General features: G+C 73.5%; 2 protein-coding genes. Both read right to left on the bottom strand.

Features of this window, described 5'->3' with window-relative positions; all coding sequences use genetic code 11:
• Positions 1–14: 14 nt before the first annotated feature.
• Complete coding sequence (locus QSK25_RS04175) at positions 15–10,808, bottom strand: SDR family NAD(P)-dependent oxidoreductase (RefSeq protein WP_502881805.1); 10,794 nt, start codon at positions 10,806–10,808, stop codon at positions 15–17.
• Positions 10,805–25,693 (bottom strand): SDR family NAD(P)-dependent oxidoreductase, encoded by a 14,889-nt coding sequence (locus tag QSK25_RS04170; protein ID WP_285633073.1) that lies wholly within the window; start codon positions 25,691–25,693, stop codon positions 10,805–10,807. Before QSK25_RS04170 ends, QSK25_RS04175 begins: the two co-directional genes overlap by 4 nt.
• Positions 25,694–25,695 lie beyond the last annotated feature (2 nt).

Here is a 25,695-nt window from a genome sequence, read left to right as displayed (position 1 = left end):
GATTGCGGAATTCGTCATCCCCGCCGATCGGACAACCACGTGTGCACGGCCGCCGCGGTGGTGGCCGAGTGCTCGCCTATCATCGAGAAGTGCGTGCCCGGGGTGTCCAGGACCGCGTGCTCGAAGTCCCAGGTGGACCGCCAGTCGCTGCCGGGCTCGGTGCCGGGCAGCGGTTCGGTGGCCCGCACCAGGAGCGTCGGCGTGCTGATGGCCGTCGGCCGCCAGCCCGCGTAGATGCGGCAGTACGCGCCCATCGCGGTCAGTCGCTGGTCGTCGAGCACCCCGGCGTCGCCCGGCGCGGGGATTCCTCCCCCTGCGGTGTCTCCCTCCGCCGCACCCCCGACGAACTCGGGGTGCACGCGCGACAGGGACTCGCGGTCGTGGCGGAAGATGTCCATCAGCACGAGTGCCTCGGCGGGCTTGCCGATGCTCTCCAGGTGTGCGGCCACGCCGTGCGCCAGCGTGCCGCCCGAGGAGTGGCCGACGAGCACGAACGGCTCACCTTCCGCCTGCTCGAGCACGGCCTGGGCCTGCGCCCGGACGATGGCGTCGATGGACGCGGGCACCAGCTCCCCCGCGAGGAAGCCGGGCGTCGAGACCACCGAGACGTCCCGCTCGTCGCGCAACGCGTGCGCGAACCGCGCGTAGACCTGGGGCCCGGAGTTGGCGAGGATCGGCGGGAAGCAGATCAGGCCGGGCTTGCCCTCGCCCTTCGCCATCTTGATGCGGTGCAACGGTTCCGGCAGGTCCTCCGGGCCGGAGAACGACGGCCGGAACGCCGACATCGCCATCAGCAGGCCCATGAAGTCCTCGCCGCGACCGGTCTCGGTGGCGTGCCTGGACAGCAGGCCGAGCGTGCCGGCCGTGGCGGTCGCGGTGGTCGCGGCGGCGCTGTCTCCGGGGATCCCGATCTCGCGGTCGAGGTGCTCGGCGACCAGCGCGGGCGTCGGGTGGTCGAACAGCAGGGTCGGCGGCAGCCGCAGCCCGGTGACCTCGTTCAGCACGTTGCGCAGTTCGACCGAGGTGAGCGAGTCGAAGCCCAGCTCCAGGAACTGCTGGTCCGGCTCGACCTTCTTCGACCCGTAGCCCAGCACCGCGGCGGTGTGCGTCAGCACGGCCTCCAGCAGTGCCGCGCCCCGGTCCTGGGTGGACAGGCTGCGCAGGTCCAGCGTGGCGGTCGCCGACGCCGCACGCCTCGTCGTGGTGCGGACCAGGCCGCGCAGCAGGGCGGGCAGGCCCGCACCGGCGCCGCGCAGACCGGCGGTGTCGAGCTTCATCGGCACCACGACCGGCTGCGCGCCGCGCACCGCGCGGTCGAACAGCGCCAGCCCCTCCGCCACGCCGAGTGCCGCGACACCGGCACGTCCCAGCCTGTCCTGGTCGGCGGTCATGCCGCCGAGGTCGTCCCACAGGCCCCAGGCCAGCGAGAGCCCTGCCTGGCCGCGCGCCCGGCGTTGCCGCGCGACGGCGTCGAGGTAGGCGTTGGCGGCCGCGTAGTTGCCCTGGCCGGGCGTGCCGAACGTGCCCGCGGCCGAGGAGAACACCACGAACGCGTCCAGGTCGCCCGCGAGCTCGTGCAGGTTGCGCACGGCGTCGACCTTGGGCCGCAGGACCTGGTCGACCTGGTCGGCGGTCATCGAGCCGATGGTGGCGTCGGCCAGCACACCGGCGGTGTGCACGACGGCGCGCACCGGGTGGGCGGCCAGCAGCGCGGCGACCGAGTCGCGGTCGGCCACGTCGCACGCCACGATCTCGACGCCGGCGCCGAGTCCGGTCAGTTCGGCGCGCAGGTCTTCTGCTCCCGGCGCGTCCGGGCCACGCCTGCTGGCCAGCACCAGGTCCCGCACGCCGTGCTCGGTGACGAGGTGGCGGGCGAACAGCGCGCCCAGACCACCGGAGGCACCGGTGATCAGCACGGGTCCGGCGCCGAGGCCCGTCACCTGGTCGTCCACTTCGGACACCGTGCGGACCAGCCGCGGCGCGAAGGCCTGGCCGTCGCGGACCGCGACGTCGGGTTCGTCGGCACCGAGCACGAGCTCGGCGCCCTCGGCGAGGTCGACCAGCACGAACCGGCCGGGGTGCTCGGCCTGGGCCGACTTGACCAGGCCGCGCACGGCGGCGCCCGCCAGGTCGGTCACGTCGTCACCGGGCCGGACCGCGACCGCGCCCCGCGTCACGAACGCCACCAGGGCGTCGGACTCGGCGTGCTCCCGCACCTTCGCGAGAGCCGCGTGCACGGCTTCGGACACCGTGCCGGCGATCTCGACCACCTCGACCTCGGCGGGAGCGGCCGGAACCGGCACCCACTCGACGTGGAACAGCGAGTCGGTGGCGACGGGCGTGACCGCGAGCGGGCGCAGCACCAGCGAGTCGATGGACGCGACCGGCGCACCGGTCGCGTCGGCGACCAGCAGCGACACCGCGTCCGTGCCCGCGCTCGACATCCGGACCCGCAACTCCTGCGCGCCGACGGCGTGCAGGCGGACACCGTTGAACGAGAACGGCAGACGCGTGCCGTCGACGAAGTCACCGATCCTGATGGCGTGCAGGGCGGCGTCGAGCAACGCCGGGTGCAGGCCGAACGCCGTGGTGTCGGCGTCCAGCGCGACCTCGGCGAAGACCTCGTCGCCACGACGCCAGGCGGCCTTCAGGCCCTGGAACGCCCGGCCGTACTCGAGGCCCAGTGCGGCGAAGTCGTCGTAGAGCCCGTCCACCGGCACCTGCTCGGCGCCGGCGGGCGGCCACGCCGTGAGATCGTCGCCCGCCTCGTCGGCGGCCTGGGCCAGGACACCGGTCGCGTGCCGGGTCCACGGGGCGTCGTCGGTGGTCCGCGAGAAGACGGTCACCGCGCGCCGGTCGGCCTCCTGCTCGCCGACCATGACCCGCAACGCCACCCCGCCGTGCCCGGAGAGCACCAGCGGCGCTTCGAGGGTCAGCTCCTCCAGCACGTCACCGGCACCGGCCTGCAGCGCCATCTCGACGAAGGCCGTGCCGGGCAGCAGGACCACCCCGTTGACGGCGTGGTCGGCGAGCCAGGGGTGGGTGTGCAGGGAGATCCGGCCGCTGAACACCAGCGCGCCCGACTCCGGCAGCGAGACCTCGGCGCCGAGCAGCGGATGGCTGCCCGCGACCAGGCCCAGCCCGGCGGCGGTGCCGTCGTCGGCGCCCGCCGGGGCCTCCAGCCAGTACCGCTCGCGCTGGAACGCGTACGTCGGCAGGCCGACCACGCGGGCACCGGCGAAGAACGCGGCCCAGTCGATCCGGACGCCACGGGTGTGCAGCGCCGCGACCGCGGTGGTGATGCCGAGGACCTCGGACCGGTCCTTGCGCAGGGCCGGGATCACGGGCACGTCGGCCATCGCGGCCAGCACGCCGTCCGGGCCCAGCTCCAGGAACGTCCGCACGCCCTGGTCGCCGAGGGTCCGCATCGCGTCGGCGAAGCGGACCGTGCCGCGCACGTGCCGCACCCAGTACTCCGGGTCCGTCACCTCGCCCAGCATGGCGATCTGGGGCTCGTGGAACGTCAATCCCGTGACCACGGCCCGGAAGTCGTCGAGCATCGGGTCCATCAACGGCGAGTGGAACGCGTGCGAGACGCTGAGCCGCTTGGACTTGCGGTCCGGGAACTGCGCGACCACCTGCTGCACAGCGTCTTCCGCACCGGCCACCACCACGGCGTTCGGCCCGTTGATCGCAGCCAGCGACACCAGATCGGACAGATGAGGCGTGACCTCGTCCTCGGTGGCCTGCAACGCGACCATCGCGCCGCCCTCGGGCAGTGCCTGCATCAGCCGCGCACGGGCGCTGATCAACGTGGCCGCGTCCTCCAGCGAGAGCACCCCGGCAACGTGGGCCGCGGCGATCTCACCGATCGAGTGCCCGGCCAGGAAGTCCGGTCGGATGCCCCACGACTCGACGAGCCGGTAGAGCGCGACTTCGAGCGCGAAGATCGCGGGCTGGGTGAACTCCGTGCGGTCGAGTTCCTCGTCCCTCACATCGACCAGAGCGGCGACCTCGTCGAACGCCTTGGCGTACGCCGGGAAGGCGTCGTAGAGCTCGCGCCCCATGCCGGCCCGCTGGCTGCCCTGACCGGTGAACAGGAACGCCAGCCTGCCACCGGCCGGGGTCGCGATCGCCGGGTTCTCCAGCGCCGCCAGCAGTTCGTCGCGGTCGCTCGCGACCACGGCGGTGCGGTGCTCGAGCAGCGACCGGGTCGTGGCGAGCGAGAAGGCCACGTCGGCCGGGTTCGCGTCGGGGTGGGCGGTCAGGTGGTCGCGGAGCTTCGCGGCCTGGGCGGCGAGCGCCTCGGGGGTCTTGCCGGACAGCACGAACGGCAGCGTCGTCCACTCCCCCGGCTCCTCGGCGACCTCGGGGGCCTGCTCCAGCACGACGTGCGCGTTGGTGCCGCTGATGCCGAACGAGGACACCGCCGAGCGGCGCGTGCGGCCGGTCTCGGGCCACGGGGTCGTCTCCGTCACCAGCGAGACCGCGCCGGACGTCCAGTCGATGTGCGGGGACGGCGCGTCGACGTGCAGCGTCTTCGGCACGACGCCGTGCCGCATGGCCATGACCATCTTGATGACGCCCGCGACACCGGCGGCGGCCTGGGTGTGGCCCAGGTTGGACTTGACCGCGCCCAGCAGCACCGGCGTGGACCGGTTCTGCCCGTAGGTCTCCAGGATGGCCTGCGCCTCGATCGGGTCGCCGAGCTTCGTGCCGGTGCCGTGCGCCTCGACCACGTCGACGTCCGAAGTGGACAGACCGGAGTTGGCCAGCGCCTGGCGGATCACGCGCTGCTGCGACGGGCCGTTGGGGGCGGTGAGGCCGTTGGAGGCGCCGTCCTGGTTGACCGCCGTGCCCTTGAGGACGGCGAGCACCGGGTGGCCGTTGCGGCGAGCGTCGGCCAGGCGTTCGACGACGAGCATGCCGGCGCCCTCGCCCCAGCTCGACCCGTCGGCGGCGGCCGCGAACGGCTTGCAGCGCGAGTCGGGTGCCATGGCGCCCTGGGTGCTGAACTCGACGAACACGCCGGGCGTGGCCATCACCGTGACGCCACCGGCCAGAGCGAGGTCGCACTCGCCGCTGCGCAGTGCCTGCGCCGCGAGGTGCAGCGCGACCAGCGACGACGAGCACGCGGTGTCGACGGTGACCGCCGGGCCCTCGAGCCCGAGGGTGTAGGCGATCCGGCCAGAGGCGACGCTGCCCGCGGTGCCGGTGCCGAAGTAGCCGCCGACCTCTTCGGGCAGCGCGGTGAGCCGGGTGCCGTAGTCGTGGTACATCATGCCGGCGAACACACCGGTCTGGCTGCCGCGCAACGACGACGGGTCGATGCCCGCCCGTTCCACGGCTTCCCAGGAGGTCTCCATCAGCAGGCGCTGCTGGGGGTCCATGGCGAGGGCTTCACGCGGGTTGATGCCGAAGAACGCCGGGTCGAACTCGCTGGCGTCGTAGATGAACCCGCCCTCGGCGGCGTTCGAGGCCTCGGTCAGGTAGTCGATGTTCCAGCCGCGGTCCGGCGGGAACCCGCCGATCGCGTCCCCGCCGCCCGCGAGCAGCGCCCACAGGTCCTCGGGCGTCTTGACGCCGCCGGGGAACCGGCAGGCCATCGCGACGATGGCGATCTGGTCGTCGTCGGTGGAGGTCGCCGCCCTGACGACCGCCGCCCCACCACCCGCACCGACGATCTTGTCGCGCAGGTGCTCGGCGAGCACGTCCGAGGTCGGGTAGTCGAAGACCAGCGTGGCCGGCAGCTTGAGGCCGGTGGCGGCGTTGATCCGGTTGCGCAGCTCGACGGCCGTCAGCGAGTCGAAACCGAGTTCCCGGAACGCCTTCGACGAGTCGAGGGACTCCGCGGACGAGAACCCGAGCACCGCGGAGACGTGCGTGCCGATCAACGTGACCAGGGTGCGGGTCTGCTCGTTCTGGGGCAGTGCGGACAGCTGCTGCGCCAGCGAGGACGCGGCGGCCTGGTCGGCGGCCGACGCGGTGCGCCGGCCCGGTGCGCGGGTGAAGCCGCGCAGCAGCGGCGGCACCGAGGCGCCCGCGCCGCGCAGTCCGGCGGTGTCCAGGTGCATCGGCACGAGGACCGGCTCGGTGGCGGCGAGGGTGGCGTCGAACAGCGCCAGACCGTCCGATGAGGACAGACCGGCGCCCACGCGGCCGCGGTCGGTGTCGGCCATCTCGCCGGTCATCTCGCTGGCCTGCTCCCACAGGCCCCAGGCCAGGGACAGCGCGGGCAGCCTGGCGGCCCTGCGCTGCACGGCGAACGCGTCCAGGAAGGCGTTGGCGGCGGCGTAGTTGGCCTGGCCCGCGTTGCCGAACGTGCCGGCCGCGGAGGAGAACAGGACGAACGCGTCCAGCTCTCCGGTCAGCTCGTGCAGGTTCAGCACCGCGTCGACCTTGGGCCGCAGCACGAGGTCCAGGCGCTCGGGGGTGAGCGAGGACAGCACGCCGTCGTCGAGGACGCCGGCGGTGTGCACGACGGCGGTCACCGGGTGCTCAGCCAGCAGCGCGGTGAGCGCCTCGCGGTCGGCGGCGTCGCAGGCCGCGATCGTCACCGACGCGCCGAGCCCGGCGAGTTCGTCGCGCAGGCCGGTGGCGCCGGGGGCGTCGAGGCCGCGCCTGCTGGTCAGCACCAGGTCGCGCACGCCGTGCACGGTCACCAGGTGGCGGGCCAGCAACGCGCCCAGCACGCCGGTGGCGCCGGTGACGAGCACCCTGCCGTCCGGGCGGAACGCCGGCGCGTCCGAAGTGGACACCGCGGCGCGGGTCAGCCGGGGCACGCGGACGACGCCCTCGCGGATCGCGAGTTCGGGTTCCCCGGTGGCCACGGCGGCGGCCAGCACGGCGGCCGACGCGGGGGTGTCGTCGGTGTCGACCAGGACGAAGCGGTCCGGGTTCTCGGTCTGGGCGGAGCGGATCAGGCCCCAGACCGCGGCACCGGCGAGGTCGGTGATGTCGCCGACCGGCACCGCGCCGGTGGTGAGGAAGACCAGGCGGGACTCGGTGTTCAGAGCGGCCTGCGCGCGCTCCAGGGCGGAGTGCACGGCGGAGCGGACGCTGTCGGCATCCGGGATGGCGGGCAGGGTGGGAGCGACGTCCAGCGCGACCACCTCGACGTCCGGCACGTCGGCGAGCGAGGTCTGGTCCGCCTCGACCGGCAGCACCTGCCAGTCGACCCGGAACAGCGACCGGGCCGACCCGGTGGCCGCCTGCTGCTGGGAGATGGGGCGCAGCACCAGTTCGTCGGCCGAGGCGACCGGCTGACCGGTCTCGTCGGCGACGGTGACGGACACCGACCCCGAGCCGACGGCGGCGATCCGCACCCGCAGCGCGGCGGCACCGGCGGCGTCCAGCCGGACACCGGTCCAGGAGAACGGCAGCCACGGCGTGGTCGTGACGTCCAGGAACTTCCCGAGGCCGACCGCGTGCAACGCGGCGTCGAGCAGCGCGGGGTGCAGGCCGAAGCCGGCCACCTTCACGCCCTCGGGCAGCGCCACCTCGGCGAACACCTCGTCGCCGGAGCGCCACGCGGCGCGCAGGCCGCGGAACGTCGGCCCGTAGCCCAGGCCGATGGCGGCGAGTCCGTCGTACAGCTCGGAGGTGTCGACCGGCTCGGCTCCCGGCGGCGGCCACGCCGTCAGGTCCGCGGCGGTCGCGCCACCGTCGGCGACCAGGGTGCCGGTGGCGTGGCGGGTCCACGGCTCGTCGTCGTCCGCGTGCTCGACGCGGGAGAACACCGAGACGGTGCGCACGCCGTCCTCGTCGGCGTCGTCGAGCGCCACGCGGACCACGACGGCCTCGTGCTCGCCGAGCACCAGCGGCGCTTCCAGCGTGAGCTCGTCCAGCACGCCGCAGCCGACCTGGTCGCCGGCGCGGATGGCGAGTTCGACGAACGCGGTGCCGGGCAGCAGGACCACGTCGTTGACGCGGTGGTCGGCGAGCCACGGGTGGGTGCGCTGCGACAGCCTGCCGGTGAACAGGTAGCCGCCGGAGTCCGGCAGCGCGACGGCGGCGCCGAGCAGCGCGTGGTCGGTGACGCCGAGGCCGGCCGACGACACGTCGCCGTAGCCGGAACCGCCGGTGTCGAGCCAGAACGACTGGCGCTGGAACGCGTAGGTGGGCAGCTCGACCGCGCGGGCACCGGTGCCCGCGAACACCGCCTCCCAGTCGAGCGGCAGGCCCCGGACGTGGGCCTGGGCCAGCGAGGTCAGCAGCCGGGGCAGGCCGCCCTCGTCGCGGCGCAGCGACCCGAGCACGACGGCCTCGGTGCCGGTCTCGTCGACGATGTCCTGCACGGACATGGTGAGCACCGGGTGCGGGCTCATCTCCAGGAAGAACCGGTGGCCCTTCTCGACCAGCAGCCGCACGCCCTGCTCGAACTCGACCGTCTCGCGCAGGTTCGTGTACCAGTACTCGGCGTCGAGCGCGGTGCCGTCGACCGGCAGGCCGGTGACGGTGGAGTAGAACGGGATCTCGGCCGCGACGGGCCGGACCGGCGCGAGGAGCTTCGCGAGCTCGTCGCGGATGATCTCGACGTGCGCGGAGTGCGAGGCGTAGTCCACCGCGATGCGGCGGGCGCGGACCTCGTCGGCCTCGCACGAGGCCAGCAGCTCGTCCAGCGCGTCGTTGTCGCCGGACACCACGGTGGCGCGCGGACCGTTGACCGTGGCGACGGAGAGCTTGCCCTCCCAGCGGGTCAGGCGTTCCCGGACCTGCGCGACCGGCAGGGAGACCGAGACCATGCCGCCGAGCCCGGACAAGGCGCCCAGGGCCTGGCTGCGCAACGCGACCACCCGAGCCGAGTCGTCCAAGGACAACGCACCCGCGACGCAGGCGGCGGCGATCTCACCCTGCGAGCTGCCGACGACGGCGGAGGGCGTGACGCCCAGCGAGCGCCAGACCTGGGCCAGCGACACCATCACGGCCCACAGGGCGGGCTGCACGACGTCGACGCGGTCGAAGCCCGGCGCGCCGGGAGCCTCGCGCAGCACGTCGATCAGCGACCAGTCCACGTAGGACGACAGCGCCTGCTCGCACTCGGCCATCCGGGCGCGGAAGACCTCGTTGGTGTCCAACAGGTCCAGGGCCATGCCGACCCACTGCGAACCCTGGCCGGGGAACACGAACGCGACCTTGCCGCGCACGTCCGCGACGCCCTCGACGACGTCGGCCGTGACCTCGGAGCCGATCAGCGCGTCCAGCGCGAAGTCGGACTTCTGCGTGCCGAGCAGCACCGCGCGGTGCGGGAAGCGGGAACGGGTGGTGGCGAGCGAGTAGCCGACGTCGGCGGCGGACGCGTCCGTGGTGGCCAGGTGCTCGCGCAACTGCGCGGCCTGGGCCCGCAGCGCGGTCTCACCGTGGGCGGACAGCACCCAGGGCAGCACCCGCTCGGTGCCGGCCGGGCGAACGTCCTCTTCGGACTCCGGCGCCTGCTCGATGATCGTGTGGGCGTTCGTGCCGCTGAACCCGAACGACGACACGGCGGCACGGCGCGGTTCGCCGGTCTCCGGCCAGGAGCGCTGCTCGGTCAGCAGCTCGACCGCGCCGGCCGACCAGTCGATGTGCGGGGACGGCTCGTCCACGTGCAGGGTCTTCGGCATCACGCCCCGGCGGATCGCCATGACCATCTTGATGATGCCCGCGACGCCCGCCGCGGCCTGGGTGTGGCCGATGTTCGACTTGATCGAGCCGAGCCGCAGCGGTTCCGCGCGGTCCTGGCCGTAGGTCGCGAGCAGCGCCTGCGCCTCGATCGGGTCACCGAGCTTGGTGCCGGTGCCGTGCGCCTCCACCAGGTCGACCTGGCGGGTCGTCAGACCGGCGTCGGCCAGCGCCTGCCCGATGACGCGGCGCTGTGACGGGCCGCTGGGCGCGGTGAGGCCGTTCGAGGCGCCGTCCTGGTTGATCGCGCTGCCGCGGATGACCGCGAGCACGTTGTGGCCCAGGCGTTGCGCGTCGGACAGCCGCTCCACCAGGAGCATGCCGACGCCCTCACCCCAGCCGGTGCCGTCGGCCGACGCCGCGAACGCCTTGCAGCGGCCGTCGGACGCGAGCCCCTTCTGGCGGGAGAACTCGAGGAACGTGCCGGGCGTGGCCATCACCGTGACGCCACCGGCGAGCGCGAGCGTGCACTCGCCCTTGCGCAGCGCCTGGATCGCCCAGTGCAGCGCGACGAGCGACGACGAGCAGGCGGTGTCGATCGTGACGGCCGGGCCCTCCAGGCCGAGCGAGTAGGCGACGCGGCCGGAGACGACGCTGCCGGCCGTGCCGGTGCTCAGGAAGCCGCCGACTTCCTCCGGCACCTCGGTCAGCCCGGTCGCGTAGTCGTGGTACATCACGCCGGCGTAGACGCCGGTCTTGGTGCCCTTGACCGCGGCCGGGTCGATCCCGGCGCGTTCGAACACCTCCCACGACGCCTCCAGCAGCAGCCGCTGCTGCGGGTCCATCGCCAGCGCCTCACGGGGAGAGATCCCGAAGAACGCCGGATCGAACTCACTGGCGTCGTAGAGGAACCCGCCCTTCGCGACGTAGCTCTGGCCGGTCGCCTCGGGGTCGTCGCCGAACAGGCCGTCGATGTCCCAGCCGCGGTCGGTCGGCAGCGGCGCGATGGCGTCGCGCTCGCCGGCGACCAGGTCCCACAGGTCTTCCGGGCTCTTGACGCCACCGGGGTAGCGGCAGGCCATGCCGATGATGGCGATGGGCTCCCGGTCGGACTCCTCGACCTCCTTCAGGCGGCGCCGGGCCTGACGCAGGTCCGCTGTGGCGCGCTTGAGGTAGTCGCGGAGCTTCTCCTCGTTGTCCATCGTCACGTCAGCTCCTGGTCCAGCATGTCGAAGAGTTCGTCGTCCGTGGCCGTGTCCAGATCCCCGTCGGACTCCGGCGCGGACGCCAGTCCGGCGAGAACCGCCTGCAGCCGTTCGGTGATCCGCGCACGGGCGGTGTCGTCCTTGCCGAGCTCGATCAGCTCGGCGGCCAGTCGGTCGAGATCGCCGAGCGCCAGCGGCGCCCCGGCGGGTGTGTCGGGTTTGACCTCGGCGCGCAGCTGGTCGACCAGCGCCGCCGGGGTCGGGTAGTCGAACACCAGCGTGGCGGGCAGTTTCAGGCCCGTCGCGGCGTTCAGTCCGTTGCGCAGCTCGACCGCGCTGAGCGAGTCGAAGCCGAGGTCCTGGAACGCGCGGTGCTCGTCGACGGCGTCCGGGCCGGACAGGCCCAGGGCCTTGGCGACGTGCGAGCGCACGACGTCGAGCAGCAGCTGGTCCCGGTCGCCGTCGGAGAGCCCGGCGATCCGCTTGCTGAGCGGTTCCTCGGCCACCGCGGCCTCCGCGCGCCGTGCCTTGCCGCGGACCAGTCCGCTGAGCAGGGCGGGCACCCGGTCACCGATCCCCGAGGTGTCGAGGTGCATCGGCACGACCGCGGCGTCCGTTCCGGAGAGCGCGGTGTCGAACAGCGCGACACCCTCCTCTTCGGACAGTGCGGTGCCGAGCCGGGCGGAGTCGGCGGTCATGCCGCCGGTGTCCTCCCAGAGGCCCCAGCCGAGTGACAGGGCGGGCAGGCCCTGCTCGCGCCGGTGCTGGGCGAGCGCGTCGAGGAACGAGTTCGCGGCGGCGTAGTTGGCCTGGCCCGGGTTGCCGAACGTGCCGGCGGCGGACGAGAACAGGACGAACGCGTCCAGGTCACCGGTCAGCTCGTGCAGGTTCCAGGCCGCGTCCACCTTGGGCCGCAACACCTTCTCCAGCCGCTCCGGGGTGAGCGAGGTCAACACGCCGTCGTCCAGCACACCCGCAGCGTGCACCACGGCGGTAACCGCGTGCTCATTCAACAAGCCTGCCAACGCTTCCCGGTCGGCCACGTCGCACGCGGCGATCTCGACCGTCGCACCCAGGGCGCGCAGTTCGTCGCGCAGCTCGGGCGCACCGGGCGCGTCCAGACCGCGCCTGCTGGTGAGCAGGAGGCCGTCCACGCCGTACGCGGTGATCAGGTGCTTCGCGAACAACGCGCCGAGCGCGCCCGTCGCGCCGGTCAGCAGCACCGTGCCACCGGCCCGGAACTCCGGCCTCGCGTCCTCGGCCGCCCGCACCCGCGCCAGCCTCGGCACGTGCAGGGCGCCCTCGCGGATCGCGATCCGCGGCTCACCGGTGGCGAGCGCGGCGGCCAGTGCGCGCGGCGAGTCCTCGTGGTCGTCCAGTTCCACCTGCACGAACCGGTCGGGGTTCTCGGCCTGGGCCGAGCGGACCAGGCCGTGCACGGCGGCACCCGCCACGTCGCCCTTGGTCACCACGACCAGCTTGGCGTCGCGGTCCTCGGCGATCCATTCCTGGGCCAGGCCGAGGATCCGTTCGACGCCGGCCCTCGTGGCGTCCGCGTACCCGCTGCCGACGCTCAGGTCCGCCACCGCGGACACGAGCACCGCGTCCACGTCGCCGATCTCGGCGAGGGTGGCGTGCACCGGGAGGTCCAGCAGGTGGCCGAGCTTCAGGTCGTCCGGGCCGAGCACCGCCCACGTGGCCGCGGAGGCGGCCGGGCTGGTGGTCGGCGTCCAGTCGACCCGGTAGAGCGAGCGGGTGAAGCCGCCGCCGCCGAGCTGGTCGGCCGCGAGCGGCCGCAGCACCAGCGACTCGACCGAGGCGACCGGTGCGCCGGTCGGGTCCGCGATCTCCAGCGTCACCGAGTCCGCGCCGGCCTTGGCCATCCGGATCCGCAACGCCGACGCGCCGACCGCGTGCACCCGGACGCCGCTCCAGGCGAACGGGAGCCGCGCCTGGCCGGTGTTCTCGAAGAACTCGCCGAGACCGACCGCGTGCAGCGATGCGTCGAGCAGCGCCGGGTGCAGTCCGTACTCCCCCGCGTCCTCGGCGTCGACCGCGATCTCGGCGAACACCTCGTCGTCACGGCGCCAGGCAGCCTTGAGGCCCTGGAACGCCGGGCCGTACTCCAGGCCGATCGCCTCGAAGCCGTCGTAGAGACCGCCGACGTCGACCTGCATGGCGTCGAGCGGCGGCCACACGTCCAGTCCGCCTGCAGGTCGGTCCCCGGCCACCGCCAGCACACCGGTGGCGTGCCGGGTCCACGGCTCGTCGTCGAGTCGTGAGTGGACGGTGACGGTGCGGCGGTCCTCGTGGTCGGGTCCGCCGACGAGCACCTGCACCTGGACGCTGCCGTGCTCGGGCAGGACCAGCGGTGCGGCGAGGGTGAGCTCTTCGAGCACCCCGCAGCCGGCCTCCTCGCCCGCCCGCAGCGCCATCTCGACGAACGCCGTGCCGGGCAGCAGGACCGTGCCGGAGACCGCGTGGTCGCCAAGCCACGGGAGGCTGCCCCGGCCGATGCTGCCGGTGAAGAGATGACCGTCGGAGTCGGGCAGCCCGATGCCGGCGCCGAGCAACGGATGCCCGGTCGCGGCGAGCCCCTGACCGGTGGCGGCCGAGCCGTCGTTCAGCCAGTAGCGCTCGTCGTCGAACGCGTAGGTCGGCAGGTCGACGCGGCGGGCGCCGGTGCCCGCGAAGAACGTCGTCCAGTCGATCTTCGCGCCCCGCACGTAGGCGGTGCCGAGAGCGTGGAACAGCGTCTGGACCTCCCCGCGGCCCTTGCGCAGCGCGGAGACGAACACGGCCTCCTCGGCGCTCTCCGCGCCCATCGCGGTGAGCACGGCGTCCGGGCCGAGCTCCACGAACGTCCGCACGCCCTTGGCTTCGAGCGTCGTGACGGCCTCGGCGAACCGGACCGCGTCCCGCACGTGCCGGACCCAGTGCTCGGGGTCCGTCACGTCGCCGAGCAGCGCGATCTTGGGCTCGTGGAACGTCAACGTCGAGACCACGGCGCGGAAGTCGTCCAGCATCGGGTCCATCAGCGGCGAGTGGAACGCGTGCGAGACGGTGAGCTGCTTGGACTTGCGGTCCGGGAACTGCTCGACCACCTGCTGCACGGCGTCTTCCGCACCGGCGACGACGATCGCGTTGGGGCCGTTGACGGCCGCGATGGACACGAGGTCGGTGAGGTGAGGCGTGACCTCGTCCTCGGTGGCCTGCACCGCGACCATCGCACCGCCGGTCGGCAGCGCCTGCATGAGGCGGCCGCGAGCGCTGACGAGCTTGCCCGCGTCGGCCAGGGACAGCACCCCGGCGACGTGGGCGGCCGCGATCTCACCGATGGAGTGCCCCGCCAGGAAGTCCGGCTTCACGCCCCAGTGCTCGAACAGCCGGTACAGCGCGACCTCGATGGCGAACAGCGCGGGTTGCGCCGTGCCGGTCTCGTTGAGCGCGGTGACGTCGATGCCGAACACGACCTCCTGCACCGGCGCGTCGAGCTCGGCGCACGCGGCGTCGAAGGCCTCGGCGAACACCGGGAACCGGTCGTACAGGTCGCGGCCCATACCGAGCCGCTGGCTGCCCTGGCCGGTGAACAGGAACGCGAGCTTGCCGTGGCCCGCCACCCCGGTGAGCGCGACCTCGTCGAGCCCGTCCTGCGCCGGCTGCACCACGAACGCGCGGTGCTCGAAGGTGGACCTGCTGGTGGCGAGCGAGTACGCGACGTCGAGCGTGCGCAGCTCACGGTCGCGCACGTGCTGCCCGAGCCGCTCGACCTGGCCGCGCAACGACCCGGCCGTGCGGGCCGAGATCATCCACGGCAGTTCGACGTCGGCGCCGGTCTCGACCGGCTCCTCCTCCGGTGCCTGCTCGATGATCGTGTGCGCGTTGGTGCCGCTGATGCCGAACGACGACACCGCGGCCCGGCGCGGCCGGTCGACCGACGGCCACGCGACCTGCTCGGTGAGCAGCTCGACCGCGCCCGCGGTCCAGTCGATGCGCGGTGAGGGCTCCCCGACGTGCAACGTCTTCGGCAGCACGCCGTGGCGCAGCGCCATGACCATCTTGATGATGCCCGCGACGCCCGCGGCGGCCTGGGTGTGGCCGAGGTTGGACTTGATCGAGCCGAGCAGCAGCGGCTGCGCGCGGTCCTGACCGTAGGTCGCGAGCAGCGCCTGCGCCTCGATCGGGTCGCCCAGCGAGGTGCCGGTACCGTGCGCCTCGACCACGTCGACGTCCGAAGTGGACAGACCGGCGTTGGCCAGCGCCTGGCGGATCACCCGCTGCTGCGACGGGCCGTTCGGCGCCGTCAAACCATTCGACGCACCGTCCTGGTTGATGGCGCTACCCCGCACGATGGCGAGCACGGGGTGGCCGTTGCGCCGGGCGTCGGAGAGGCGTTCGACGAGCAGCATGCCCGCGCCCTCGCCCCAGCCGGTGCCGTCCGCGTCGGCGGAGAACGCCTTGCAGCGGCCGTCGGCGGCGAGACCGCGCTGGCGGCTGAAGCCGATGAACGTGCCGGGCGTGGCCATCACGGTCACACCGCCGGCCAGCGCCAGCGTGCACTCACCGCTGCGCAACGCCTGCACGGCGAGGTGCAGTGCCACCAACGACGACGAGCACGCCGTGTCGACCGTGACGGCCGGGCCCTCCAGGCCGAACGTGTAGGACACGCGGCCGGAGATGACGCTGCCCGAGCTGCCGGTGCCGAGGTAGCCCTCGATGCCGTCCGGTACGGACCGCAGCCGCGACGCGTAGTCGTGGTACATGACGCCGGCGAACACGCCGGTCCGGCTGCCCCGCAGGGTGTGCGGGTCGATGCCCGCGCGTTCGAGGGCCTCCCAGGAGGTCTTCAGCAGCAGGCGCTGCTGCGGGTCCATCGCCAGCGCTTCCTTCGGGTTGATGCCGAAGAAGGCGGGGTCGAACTCGCTGGCGTCGTAGAGGAATCCGCCCTCACGCGAGTACGAGGTGCCCTGGTGGCTCGGGTCCGGGTGGTACAGGTTCTCGATGTCCCAGCCGCGGTCGGTGGGGAAGCCGCCGATGGCGTCGCCGCCGTCCTCCAGCAGGCGCCACAGGTCCTCCGGGGACGTGACGCCACCGGGGAACCGGCAGCCGATGCCGACGATGGCGATCGGCTCGTCGTCGACGACGTCGACCGTCACCGGGCCGGTCACCGCGGTGGCCGCTCCGCCGAGCTCGGCGCGCAGGTGCTCGACCAGCGCGAGGGGTGACGGGTAGTCGAAGACGAGCGTCGCGGGCAGCCGCAGGCCGGTGTCGGCCGCGAGCCGGTTGCGCAGCTCGACCGCGGTGAGCGAGTCGAAGCCCAGCTCGCGGAACGACCGGACGGCGTCCACGTCGTCCGCGCCGCCGTAACCGAGCACGTCGGCCGCCTGGCCGCGCACCAGATCGAGCAGCACCGCGTCCTGCTCCGCCGAGGACAGCCCGGCGAGCCGGTCGCGCAGCCCCGAGTCCCCGGCCACCGCGGTGGCGGCCCGGCGCGTGGTGCGGACGAGCCCGCTCAGCAGCGGCGGGACGGCCGTGCCCTTGAGCGCGGCGACGTCGAGGCGCATCGGCACCACGACCGGGTTACCGGTGGTGGGAGCCAGGTCGAACAGCCGGACGCCCTCGTCCGCCGACAGCGTGGCCAGCCGGCTGAGGTGCTCGGCGGTCATGCCGCCGGTGTCCTCCCACAGGCCCCAGGCCAGCGACAGCGCCGGAAGCCCCTGTGCCACGCGGTGTTGCGCGAGGGCGTCGAGGTAGGCGTTGGCGGCGGCGTAGTTGCCCTGGCCGGCGTTGCCGAACGTGCCCGCGGCCGAGGAGAAGACGACGAACGCGGACAGGTCGTGGGTCAGCTCGTGCAGGTTGCGCGCCGCGTCCACCTTGGGGCGCAACACGGTCTCGACCTGCTCCGGGGTGAGCGAGGTGATCGTGGCGTCGTCCAGCACACCGGCGGTGTGCACGACGGCGCCCACGACCCGGTCGTCCAGGAGGTTCTTCAGCGCGGAGAAGTCGGCGACGTCGCAGGCGACGACCTCGACCGACGCGCCCAGCGCGACCAGGTCGTCGCGCAACTCGGTGGCACCGGGGGCGTCCGGACCGCGCCGCGAGGTGAGCAGCAGGTCGCGGACGCCGTACCCGGTGACGAGGTGCTTCGCGAAGACCGCGCCCAGCGCGCCGGTGGCGCCGGTGACCAGCACCGTGCCGTCGAACGAGAGCTTGGCGTCCACAGTGGACGACGCACGGGCGAGCCTCGGGGCGAGCGCGACGCCCTGGCGCACCGCGATCTCGGGCTCACCGGTCGCCACGGCGGCGGCCAGGTCGAGCGTGAAGTCGGTGTCCACCAGCACGAACCGGTCGGGGTTCTCGGACTGCGCCGACCGCACCAGGCCGCGCACCGCGGCACCGATCAGGTCGGTGACGTCGTCGCCGGGCTTGACCGCGACCGCGTCGCGGGTCACGAAGACCAGCCGCTCGGCGGGACGGTCCTCGGCGAGCCAGGAGCGCACCGAAGCCAGTGCCTGGTGCACGGCGGCCGACACGGACTCGTCGGTGATCTCGGCCTCGACCACGCCGATCTGCTCGGTGCCGGTGACCGGCACCCAGTCGATCTGGAAGAGCGAGCGGCTCACGGGCGGCGCGCCGACCTCGTCGGGCGAGAAGGCCCGCAGCACCAGCGAGTCCACCGAGGCGACCGGCGCGCCGGTGCCGTCGGCGATCTCCAGCGCGAAGCCGTCGCCGGCCCGGGAGATGCGCACGCGCAGTGCCGTGGCACCTTCGGCGTGCAGAGCGACACCCCGCCACGCGAACGGCAGCCGGGTCTCCCCCGCCTCCGCCCCCAGCGAGAGGGCGTGCAGCACCGAGTCGAACAGGGCGGGGTGCAGGCCGAACCGGTCGGCCGTGCCGTCCAGCGCGACCTCGGCGAAGATCTCCTCGCCGGTGCGCCACGCGGCGCGCAGGCCCTGGAACGCCGGGCCGTACTCCAGTCCGGCGGCCGCGAGGCCGGGGTAGACCTCCTCCACCTCAACGGGTTCCGCGGCGGGCGGCCACTGCGCGAGCGAGAAGCCGGCCCGCGGGGCCTGCGGCAGCAGGGATCCGGTGGCGTGCCGCGTCCACGGCTCGTCGCCCTCCGGCCGCGAGTGCACGGTCAGCGAACGGCGGCCGTCGTCGTCCGGCTCGCCGAGAGCCAGCCGCAGCTGGACCGGGCCGTGCAGGGCGAGCGGTGCTTCCAGGGTCAGTTCCTCGACCAGGTCGCAGCCGACCTCGGCACCCGCGCGGAACGCCATCTCGGCGAACGCGGTGCCGGGCACCAGCACCGTGCCGGACACGACGTGGTCGGCGAGCCACGGGTGGGTCTCGACGGACAGCCGGGCGGTGAACAGGTGGCCGTCGGGCAGGGACACCGCGGCACCCAGCAGCGGGTGGTCGGCGTCGCCGAGACCGACGGAGGTCACGTCGCCGAACGCCACACCGGCCGTCGGCCAGTAGTGCTGGCGCTGGAACGCGTAGGTGGGCAGGTCGACCCTGCGGCCACCGGGCAGCAGCTTCGTCCAGTCCACGTCCGCTCCGGCCGCGTAGGCCTGGCCGACGGCCTGGAGCAGCGTGGTGACCTCGGGACGGTCCTTGCGCAGCACCGGGAACACCGGCACGTCGGCCATCGCGGCCAGCACGCCGTCCGGGCCGATCTCGACGAACGTTCCGGCGCCCGCGGCCTCCAGTGCCTTCATCGTGTCGGCGAACCGGACGGTGTCCCGGACGTGGCGCACCCAGTGCTCCGGGTCCGTCACCTCGCCCAGCATCGCGATCTGCGGCTCGTGGAACGTCAATCCCGTGACCACAGCGCGGAAGTCGTCCAGCATCGGGTCCATCAACGGCGAGTGGAACGCGTGCGACACGCTGAGCCGCTTGGACTTCCGGTCGCCGAACCGCGCGACCACCTGCTGGACCGCGTTCTCCTCCCCCGCCACGACAACGGAGTCGGGGCCGTTGATCGCGGCCAGTGACACCAGATCGGACAGATGAGGCGTGACCTCGTCCTCGGTGGCCTGCAAGGCGACCATCGCGCCACCGGCGGGCAGCGCCTGCATCAACCGGCCGCGCGCCTCGACGAGCTTGGCCGCGTCCTCGAGTGAGAGGACACCCGCGACGTGGGCCGCGGCGATCTCACCGATCGAGTGGCCGGCCACGTGGGCCGGGGTCATCCCCCAGTGCTCCAGCGTGCGGAACAACGCGACCTCGACCGCGAACAGCGCGGGCTGGGTGACGGCGGTCTGGTCGAGCGCCGCCGCGTCCGAGCCGAACACGATGTCCCGCAGGGGGAGGTCGAAGTGCGAGCGCACCTCGTCGAAGGCCCGCGCGAACTCCGGCACCGCGTCGTACAGCTCGCGGCCCATGCCGAGCCGCTGGCTGCCCTGACCGGTGAACAGGAACGCGAGCTTGCCGCCCGGCACCTCCGCGCGGCCGACCGCGGCGAGGTCGCGCAGCGCGTTCTCGCCGGAGAAGACCACGGCCCGGTGCTCGTGGGCGGTGCGGGTGGTCACCAGCGAGTGGCCGATGTCCAGCGGGTCCAGTTCCGGGTGCGCCTCGACGTGCGCGGCGAGCGCGAGCGCCTGACCGCGCAGCGCGGCGGGGGTCCGGCCGGAGAGCACCCACGGCCGCGGGAACTCGCGGACCTCGCGGGCTTCGGGAACGTCTTCGGCCGGCGGCTGCTCGATGATCACGTGGGCGTTGGTGCCGCTGATGCCGAACGACGACACACCGGCGCGGCGGGCGCGACCGGTCTCCGGCCACGGACGCGCGGTCGTCGTCAGCTCGACGGCGCCCGCGGTCCAGTCGACCTCGGGGGTCGGCACGTCGACGTGCAACGTCTTCGGCACGACGCCGTGCCGCATCGCCTCGACGACCTTGATGATGCCCGCGACACCGGCCGCGGCCTGCGGGTGGCCCATGTTCGACTTGATCGAGCCGAGCAGCAGCGGGGTGGTGCGGTCCTGGCCGTAGGTGGCCAGCAGGGCCTGCGCCTCGATCGGGTCGCCGAGCCGGGTGCCGGTGCCGTGCGCCTCGACCAGGTCGACGTCCGCAGTGGACAGTCGAGCGCTGGCCAGCGCCTGCTGGATCACGCGGCGCTGGGACGGGCCGTTGGGGGCGGTGAGGCCGTTGGACGCGCCGTCCTGGTTGACCGCGCTGCCCCGCACGATGGCGAGCACCGGGTGACCGTTGCGGCGGGCGTCCGACAGGCGCTCGACGAGCAGCATGCCCGCGCCCTCGCTCCAGCTCGTGCCGTCCGCCGCGCCCGCGAAGGACTTGCTGCGGCCGTCCGGGGCGAGACCGCGCTGGCGGCTGAAGCCGACGAACGTGGACGGGGTCGCCATCACGGTGGCGCCGCCGGCCAGGGCGAGCGTGCACTCGCCGTTGCGCAGCGCCTGCACGGCCAGGTGCAGTGCCACCAGCGACGACGAGCACGCGGTGTCGACGGTGACCGCGGGGCCTTCCAGCCCGAACGTGTAGGAGACGCGGCCGGACGCGAGGCTGCCGCCGGTGCCGAGGTAGCCCTCGACCTCCTCGACGCCGCGCTCCACCACCGACGAGTAGTCGTGGTACATGATCCCGGCGAACACACCGGTGCGGCTGCCGCGCACGGACGCGGGGTCGATGCCACCGCGTTCGAAGGCCTCCCAGGTGGTTTCCAGCAGCAGCCGGTGCTGCGGGTCCAGCGCGAGGGCCTCGCGGGGGCTGATGCCGAAGAACGCGGGGTCGAACTCGGCGGCGTCGTGCAGGAAACCGCCGTCGCGCACGTAGGACGTGCCGGGGTGGTCGGGGTCTTCGTGGTAGAGGCCGTCGAGGTCCCAGCCGCGGTTGGCCGGGAAGCGCGTGATGGCGTCGGCGCCCTCGTCGACGAGTCGCCACAGGTCTTCCGGCGTGGTGATGCCACCGGGGAACCGGCAGCTCATGCCGATGATGGCGATCGGCTCGTCGGAGCCGAGGACGACCGGCTCGGTCACCGTGGCGGTGGTGGCGGCGCCGCCCAGTTCGTCCCGCAGGTGCTCGGCGAGAGCGAGCGGCGTCGGGTAGTCGAAGACCAGGGTGGCGGGCAGCCGGAGGCCGGTGTGGCCGCTCAGCCGGTTGCGCAGCTCGACCGCGGTGAGCGAGTCGAAGCCCAGTTCCTTGAACGCCAGCAACGGTTCCACGTCGTCGCCGGTGGCGTAGCCGAGGACCTCGGCCACGTGGTGGCGGACGATGTCGATCAGCTCGGCGCGCGACAGCACGGTCGTCTGGGCCGAGGCGGCGGCGGTGGTGCGGGCGGCGCGCTTCGCCGGGCGGACCAGACCGCGCAGCAACGCGGACACGCCGGTGAGTCCACTCAGGACCTTGGTGTCGAGGTGCACGGGCACCTGGACCGGCAGGCCGGAGGTGAACGCGGCGTCGAACAGCGCGAGCCCTTCGGACTCGGTCAGCGGACGCGCGCCCATGCGGGTCATCAGCTTGACCGTGGCGTCGTCGACGTCCATGCCGCCCACGCCGGTCCACAGGCCCCAGGCGAGTGACAGGCCGTGCTGACCGGTGGCCCGGCGGTGCCGGACCAGCTCGTCCAGCACCGAGTTGGCCGCGGCGTAGTTGGCCTGCCCCGCGTTGCCCAGCGCGTTGGCCGAGGAGGAGAACACCACGAACGCCTTGAGGTCCGTGGTCAGCTCGTGCAGGTTGATCGCGCCGTCGACCTTCGGCCGCAGCACGCGGGTGACCTGCTCGGGGGTCAGCGCCTCGATCACGCCGTCGTCCAGCACGCCGGCGGAGTGCACGACGGCGGTCACCGGGTGGTCGGCCAGCAGCGCGGCGAGCGCGTCGCGGTCCGCCGCGTCGCAGGCCGCGACCGTGACCGTCGCACCGAGGTTCTCCAGCTCGGCGACCACGTCCGCCGCGCCGGGCGATTCCGGGCCGCGCCGGGAGATCAGCAGCAGCTGCCGCACGCCGTACCCGGTGACGAGGTGCCGGGCGAACAACGCGCCCAGGCCGCTGGTGCCGCCGGTGACGAGGACCGTGCCGTCGAGCACGGGTGCGTCGACGCGGTTCTGCGGGCTGCGGGCGAGCCGGGCCGCACGGACGCCGCCGCCGTGGAGCTGGAGCTGGGTCTCGTCGGCGAGCACGGCCGCCGGCAGGACCCGGTGGGAAGCCTCGGAACCGTCGCTCTCGATCAGCAGGAACCGGTTCGGGTGCTCGCTCTGCGCGGAACGGATCAGGCCGAACACGGCGCTGGCCGGTCCGTCCTGGGTCAGGTCGCCCGCGAGGAACGCCAGGCGGGCGGCGGCGAACCGGTCGTCCGCGAGCCACGCCTGGACCAGCCGCAGCGCGGTCTGGACGGCGTCGTGGACCTCGTCGGCGCGGAACCCGGTGGAGCGCAGGGGAACCAGCACGACGTCGGGCACGGTGGTGATGGTCGCCAGGTCGGCGTCCAGCGCGGCCTCGACGATCGTGGCCTGCGCGTCGCCGGTCCTGATCGGCGCGAAGTCGACGTGGAACAGCGACTCGGTGTGGGCCTGCGCGAGCTGGCCGACCTCGCGCAGCACCAGCGATCCGACGGTGGCGACGGGTGCGCCGGTGCCGTCGGCGACGTTCAGCTCGTAGCCGGAACCGGCCGGAGCCAGCCGCACGCGCAGTTCGGTGGCACCGACGGCGTGCAGGGCGACGTCGCGCCAGGCGAACGGGAGCTTGGCGGCGCCGTCGGTGACCAGGGCCAGGGGGTGCAGGGCCGCGTCCAGCAGAGCGGGGTGCAGGCCGAACGCCGCGGTGTCGCCGCTCTCGGCGTCGACCGAGATCTCGGCGAACAGCTCGTCCCCGCGCCGCCAGACCGCCTGGACGCCCTGGAACAGCGGGCCGTAGACCAGTCCGGCGCTCGCCAGGGTGTCGTAGAGCGCGTCGGCGGCGACCGGTTCGGCGGCCGGCGGCCACTCGGTCAGCTCGTGGGCGGGTGCGGGCGCGGCCGGGGACACCGTGCCGGTGGCGTGCCGGGTCCACGGGCCGTCGAGTCGCGAGTGGACGGTCAGCGCGCGGCGCCCGGTCTCGTCCGGGCCGCTGACGCCGACCTGGACCTGCACGCCGCCGTGCTCCGGCACGACCAGCGGCGCTTCGAGGGTGAGCTCCTCCACGAGGTCGCAGCCGACCTCGTCGGCGGCGCGGATCGCCAGCTCCACGAACGCGGTGCCGGGCAACAGGACCACGCCGTGCACCGCGTGGTCGGCCAGCCACTCGTGGGTGTCGAGCGAGAGGTGGCCGCTCAGGACCAGGCCGTCCGAGTCGGCGAGCGACACGGCCGAGCCGAGCAGCGGGTGGATCGACGCGCCGAGGCGGACGCCGGACACCTCGGAGAGCCAGTAGCGGTCGCGCTGGAACGCGTAGGTGGGCAGGTCGACCCGGTTGCCGCCGCCGAAGAACGCGGTCCAGTCGACGGCGACGCCGCCGACGTGCAGGGCGCCCACCGCGGCCGCGACGGTCTCGGTCTCGGGGCGGTCCTTGCGCAGCAACGGGATGACCGGGACGTCGGCCATCGCGGCCAGCACGCCGTCCGGGCCGATCTCCAGGAACTTGCGGACGTGCCGCGACTCCAGCTCGGCCATCGTGTCGGCGAACCGGACGGTGTCCCGGACGTGGCGCACCCAGTACTCCGGGTCCGTCACGTCGCCGAGCATCGCGATCTTCGGCGCGCTGAACGAAAGCTTCGACACCACCGCGCGGAAGTCGTCCAGCATCGGGTCCATCAACGGCGAGTGGAACGCGTGCGACACGCTGAGCCGCTTCGACTTGCGGTCCGGGAACTGCGCGATCACCTGCTGCACAGCGTCTTCCGCACCGGCGACGACAACGGCGTTCGGCCCGTTGATCGCGGCCAGCGACACCAGGTCGGACAGGTGAGGCGTGACCTCGTCCTCGGTGGCCTGCACCGCCACCATCGCCCCGCCCTCCGGCAGGGCCTGCATCAGGCGAGCCCGCGCCGACACCAGCGTCGCCGCGTCCTCCAGCGACAGCACGCCGGCCACGTGGGCGGCCGCGATCTCACCGATCGAGTGCCCCGCCAGGAAGTCCGGGCGGACGCCCCACGACTCGACCAGCCGGTACAGCGCCACCTCGAGGGCGAAGATCGCGGGCTGCGTGAACTCCGTGCGGTCGAGCTGGTCGTCCCGCACGTCGACCAGAGCGGCCACCTCGTCGAAGGCCTTGGCGTACACCGGGAACGCGGCGTACAGCTCACGCCCCATCCCGGCCCGCTGGCTGCCCTGACCGGTGAACAGGAACGCGAGGCCCTCTTCCTTCGCGACGCCGCAGGACAGGGTGTCGAGCCCGCGCGTCACGTCGGCCAGGTCGCTGCCGACGATCGCGGCGCGGTGGCTGTGCGCGGTGCGGGTGGTGGCGAGCGACCAGGCGAGGTCGCGCGGGTTCAGGCCGGGGTTCGCCGTCAGGTGGTCGCGGAGCTTGGCGGCCTGCGCGCGCAGCGCCTGCTCGGTCTTGCCCGACAGCACGAACGGCACGGTCACCGGACCGGTGTGCTCACCGGGTTCCGCGGCGGCCGGCGCCTGCTCGATGATCAGGTGGGCGTTGGTGCCGCTGATGCCGAACGACGACACGCCGGCGCGGCGCGGACGGTCGGAGGCGGGCCACTCGCGCGCCTCGGTCAGCAGCTTGACGTTGCCTTCCGACCAGTCGACCTGCGGGGTCGGCGTCTCGGCGTGCAGGGTCTTGGGCAGCACGCCGTTCTGCAGCGCCATGACCATCTTGATGATGCCCGCGACACCCGCGGCGGCCTGGGTGTGGCCGACGTTGGACTTCAGCGAGCCCAGCCACAGCGGCTCCGTGCGGTCCTGACCGTAGGTGGCCAGCAGGGCCTGCGCCTCGATCGGGTCGCCCAGCCGGGTACCGGTGCCGTGTGCCTCGACCGCGTCGACGTCCGAAGTGGACAGACCGGCGGACGCGAGCGCCTGCCGGATGACCCGCTGCTGCGCCGGCCCGTTCGGGGCGGTCAGGCCGCTCGACGCACCGTCCTGGTTGATGGCGCTGCCGCGCACCACCGCGAGCACGGGGTGGCCGTTGGCGACGGCGTCGGACAGCCGCTCCACCAGGAGCATGCCGGCGCCCTCGCCCCAGCCGGTGCCGTCGGCCTCGGCCGCGAACGCCTTGCAGCGGCCGTCGGCGGCCAGCGCGCCCTGACGGGCGAAGTCGATGAACGTGCCGGGCGTGGACATCACGGCCACACCGCCGGCCAGTGCCATGTCGCACTCGCCCAGCCGCAGGGCCTGCACGGCCCAGTGCAGCGCGACCAACGACGACGAGCACGCGGTGTCGATGGTGACGGCCGGGCCTTCGAGTCCGAGCGTGTAGGCGATCCGGCCGGTGGCGATGCTGCCCGCGCTGCCGTTGCCGAGGTACGCCTCGACGCCCTCCGGCGGCGCGATGTCGCGCATGACGTAGTCGTGGTACATCAGACCGGCGAACACGCCGGTCCGGCTGCCGCGCAACGTCGTCGGGTCGATGCCCGCGCGTTCGAAGGCCTCCCACGAGGTCTCCAGCAAGAGCCGCTGCTGCGGGTCCGTGCCGAGGGCCTCTCGCGGCGAGATCCCGAAGAACGCCGGGTCGAACTCGCTGGCGCCGTAGAGGAACCCGCCCTCCAGCGGGACGTCCTCCACCTGCCAGCCGCGGTCGGCCGGGAAGCCCGCGATCGCATCGCGGCCACCCGCGACGAGGTCCCACAGCTCTTCCGGGGTGGAGACCCCGCCGGGCAGGCGGCACGACATCGCGACGATCGCGATGGGTTCGGTCGCCCTGTCCTCGACGTCGCGGAGGCGCTTGCGCGCCTCGCGCAGGTCGGCGGTGGCCCGCTTCAGGTACTCGAGGTACTTGTCCTCAGTCGCCACGT

The sequence above is a fragment of the Lentzea sp. NBRC 102530 genome (assembly GCF_030269365.1).
Lineage (GTDB): Bacteria > Actinomycetota > Actinomycetes > Mycobacteriales > Pseudonocardiaceae > Lentzea.
The sequence above is the reverse complement of the archived record's forward strand: the minus strand, read 5'-3'. Positions and strand labels throughout refer to the sequence as shown.